2 protein-coding genes and 3 tRNA genes are annotated in these 3635 nt (G+C 54.3%); 4 read left to right on the forward strand and 1 reads right to left on the reverse strand.

Going from position 1 to position 3635, the window contains the following annotated elements:
* From serS to AC6F7T_RS03105, 4 genes are all read left to right on the forward strand, one after another.
* The coding region (gene serS, locus AC6F7T_RS03090; protein WP_500716509.1) for a serine--tRNA ligase at positions 1-728 on the forward strand (728 nt) is incomplete at its 5' end.
* A gap of 99 nt (positions 729-827) precedes the next feature.
* Positions 828-913: transfer RNA gene (locus AC6F7T_RS03095), tRNA-Ser, on the forward strand.
* Between the two features lie 252 nt (positions 914-1165).
* Positions 1166-1257: transfer RNA gene (locus AC6F7T_RS03100), tRNA-Ser, on the forward strand.
* Positions 1258-1516: 259 nt separating this feature from the next.
* Positions 1517-1593: transfer RNA gene (locus AC6F7T_RS03105), tRNA-Arg, on the forward strand.
* A gap of 522 nt (positions 1594-2115) precedes the next feature.
* On the opposite strand, the gene fic is transcribed toward AC6F7T_RS03105, so the two are convergent.
* Positions 2116-3240 (reverse strand): protein adenylyltransferase Fic, encoded by a 1125-nt coding sequence (gene fic / locus AC6F7T_RS03110; RefSeq protein ID WP_500716510.1) that lies wholly within the window; start codon positions 3238-3240, stop codon positions 2116-2118.
* Positions 3241-3635 lie beyond the last annotated feature (395 nt).

A 3635-nucleotide genomic window follows, 5' to 3' on the forward strand; every position in this document is an offset into this window, starting at 1 on the left:
CCGACCAGCACGGTTATACCGAAACCCTGCCACCGTTTCTGGTCAATCGTGCCTCCATGACCGGCACCGGCCAGTTGCCCAAGTTTGAGGCCGATTTGTTCCATACTGAAGATGTCGATCTGTTCCTGATCCCGACAGCGGAAGTGCCGGTGACCAACATCCATCGTGACGAAATCCTCAGTGAAAAGGATCTGCCCCTCTGTTATGCCGCCTATACCCCCTGTTTTCGCAAGGAGGCTGGAGCCCATGGCCGTGACACCCGCGGTTTGATCCGCCAGCATCAGTTCAACAAAGTGGAACTGGTCAAGTTTACCCGCCCGGAAGATTCTGATGCCGAGTTGGAAACCTTGTTGCAACATGCCGAAAAGGTGTTGCAGCTATTGAAGTTACCCTATCGGGTGATCGATCTGTGTACCGGGGATATCGGATTTTCTGCAGCGCGGACCTTTGATATCGAAGTCTGGTTGCCGGGGCAGGATGCTTACCGCGAAATATCTTCCTGTTCGAATTTCCGCGACTTTCAGGCTCGCCGCGCCGCCATCCGTTTTCGCCGTGAAGGCGCCAAAAAGCCCGAGCTGGTGCATACCCTCAACGGCTCCGGACTTGCCGTAGGTCGTACCCTGGTAGCGGTTCTGGAAAATTATCAGCAGGAAGATGGCTCAGTGACAATTCCTGAAGTTCTGGTGCCCTATATGGGGGGATTGCAGAAGATTGTCGCGCCGGTGTAAGCTTCTTACCTGGTTAGAATGAGGGTCTGTTTGTGCTTGCTTTTTATGCCAAGGTTGGTTACTGTTCCAGAGTTTTTCGCAAGAAACCAGCGATTAAACGGAGGAGTGGCCGAGTGGCTTAAGGCGGCGGTCTTGAAAACCGTTGAACGAAAGTTCCGTGGGTTCGAATCCTACCTCCTCCGCCAATTGTTTAGCACAACAGTTCAACCGGATTCGAAGCGGAGCGAGCGCTGACTGAATGTCAGAAGAGCGGCCAGGACGGCCGCGGCAGTGAGCGCAGGGGAGCCGACGCAGGAGCCACCGTGATGGTGGCGACGTAGTGGGCGAATCCTACCTCCTCCGCCAATTGTTTAGCACAAAAAAGTTGAATAGGATTCGAAGCTTTAGCGATCTGACTGAATGTCAGAAAAGCGGAGTTCCAAAATTTTACGATTTGCGGAGAGGTGACCGAGAGGCCGAAGGTGCTCGCCTGCTAAGCGAGTGTTCTGGGAAACCGGGACCGAGGGTTCGAATCCCTCCCTCTCCGCCAGTTATTTAGCACAGTAGTTCGACCGGATTCGAAGCGGAGCGAGCGCTGACTGAATGTCAGAAAAGCGGCCATGGATGGCCGCGCCAGCGAGCGCAGGGGAGCCGACGCAGGAGCCACCGTGATGGTGGCGACGTAGTGGGCGAATCCCTCCCTCTCCGCCAGTTATTTAGCACAGTAGTTCGACAGGATTCGAAGCTTTAGCGAGTGCTGACTTAACTATTGACAAATTTTCAATTCTGGGCGATAAACTCACTTCTTTGCGCCTCTAGCTCAGCTGGATAGAGCGTCTGACTACGGATCAGAAGGCCGGGAGTTCGAATCTCTCGAGGCGCGCCATTAAAAATCAAGGACTTAGCTGTTTTGGCTAGGTCCTTTTTTTATGCTTTTTTGCCGCCGAGGTCCCGTAGGTGGTCTGATGATTTTGAAACTCTCCATTTTTTCTCAGGTGATTAACCAGCGTATCTGTTCAGCACCGGGTCGGGAATCCTGTGTCAAGGGACGCTTTTCGTCATCCATGACCGCTTTTTGTCGCCGTCCATGGCGACAAAAACCCTTGCCACAGGATCCCCGACCCTGCGCAAGGATAGAGCTGAATAGTTACTAACCAGCTTCAGTGATCTCAATTCTGGGTTAGCTGAGGTGAGTCATGCTAATAGCGGTTGATCTGCTGACAGAGGCGGCTATCAGTCCTTATCTGATTGACAGCATAAAATCCCAGCAACGGGTGATCTATCAATGAGCCGGGATGATCGCGCCATCATTGGCGGTGACCCGCACGCAGTAGTTGGGGTCGCTGCTGGTCTTGACCTGATTGATCAAATCCCGCACCGTCAGGGCATGATCCTGGGGGGTATTCGTTCATGGTGCTGCTTTTCCGTAGGGGATAAAGTCATTGCTGTCGCGCGTCAGCAGTTGCATCAGCTTGGGGTGGATGAACAGCTTTTCCTTCCCCGCATCCAGTTCGGTCAGCACGCCGATCCCGACCAACTGCTTCAGATAGAGCGAGGCCGTCTGACGTTTGGCGATACCCGCCTCGGTCAGACTGCTGATACGGCAATACGGAAGTTGAAACAACAGATTGATCAGTTCGTGGCTATAGACCTTCGGCAGGCTGGCACGGACATATTCGGTCGTGTGGTCGGACAAGGCGCGAATCGTCGCAATCTTGGCCGTCGTCCAGCTGGCAGTCTGCTCCACGCCCTTGATGATGTAAAGCAGCCACGGCTCCCAGGCCCCCTCCCGCGTGATCTGCAACAGCAGGCGATAATAATCCGCCTTATTCTGGATGATGTAACGGCTCAGATACAGAATCGGCAGGGTCAGCAAGCCTTTCTGGATCAGGAACAGGCTGTTCAGCACCCGCCCCGTGCGGCCGTTGCCATCGGTAAACGGGTGGATCGCCTCGAATTGATAGTGGCCGACCGCCATGCGGATCAGGGGATCGAGCTCCGTCTCGTTGTGCAGATAGCGCTCCCAGTTCGCCAGCAGATCCCGCAACAAGCCCTCGCCTTCGGGCGGGGTATAGATGGTCTTGCCCGTTGTGTCGTTGATGAGCGTTGTTCCCGGCGTGCGGCGGATCGTCATTTCCACGCCCTTGATGGTGGTGCATGCCTGCTCGGCCGTGCGCGTGTTGAGCGGGGTTTGTTTGAGCGCTCTGAAACCCTCGAACAGCGCGCGGCTGTAACGCAGGGCTTCCTTGGTGGCGGGATTGGCCTGAGCCTCGTTACCCACATGCCGGAACAGTTCGTCCGTGGTCGTCACGATATTCTCGATTTCCGAACTGGCCCGCGCTTCGAGGAGCGGTAAGGTATTGATCAGCATGGCCTGATTCGGAAGCAACTCCGCCGCCTGCTTCAGTTCGGCCAGCGCCGCCCGGGCAGTGATGCACTGCTTCAGCACAGCACGGGTTTCCACCTCGATGGCAGGTGGCAAGAGCGGAAGCGCGTTGTAGGCGCATTCGGGATTCCAGCTTTCAGAGGTCATGTTTAATTATCTCCGATTTTTCGACATGACAGCACTCTATGTCGATGCAATCGACATGTCAATAAAATGTGTCGATGTTATTTGGTTTTGTCGACACATTATTTGGGTGAGTCGATCGCACGAACATAACACACGAACTCACAGCGCCCCGTTGAAAGCCTGATGTAACAGGGATTTTTTCAGTTCGTCAAGGGCGGCGAGCTTTTGCTGATAGATGGATTCTAGGTTTGCCACAGGAAACCCGGCCCTGCGCCAGGACAGCAGTGAATAGTTACCTTTAGCATAGCAAAAGTAGACGCCCTTTCCGGCAGAGATTTTCGCCAGTTGGCGCTGATCAGTGCGAATAAATTGACCGCAACAATGATGCGCCAATAATTCATCTGGAAATTATCACC

The organism is Pelovirga sp. (assembly GCF_059864205.1).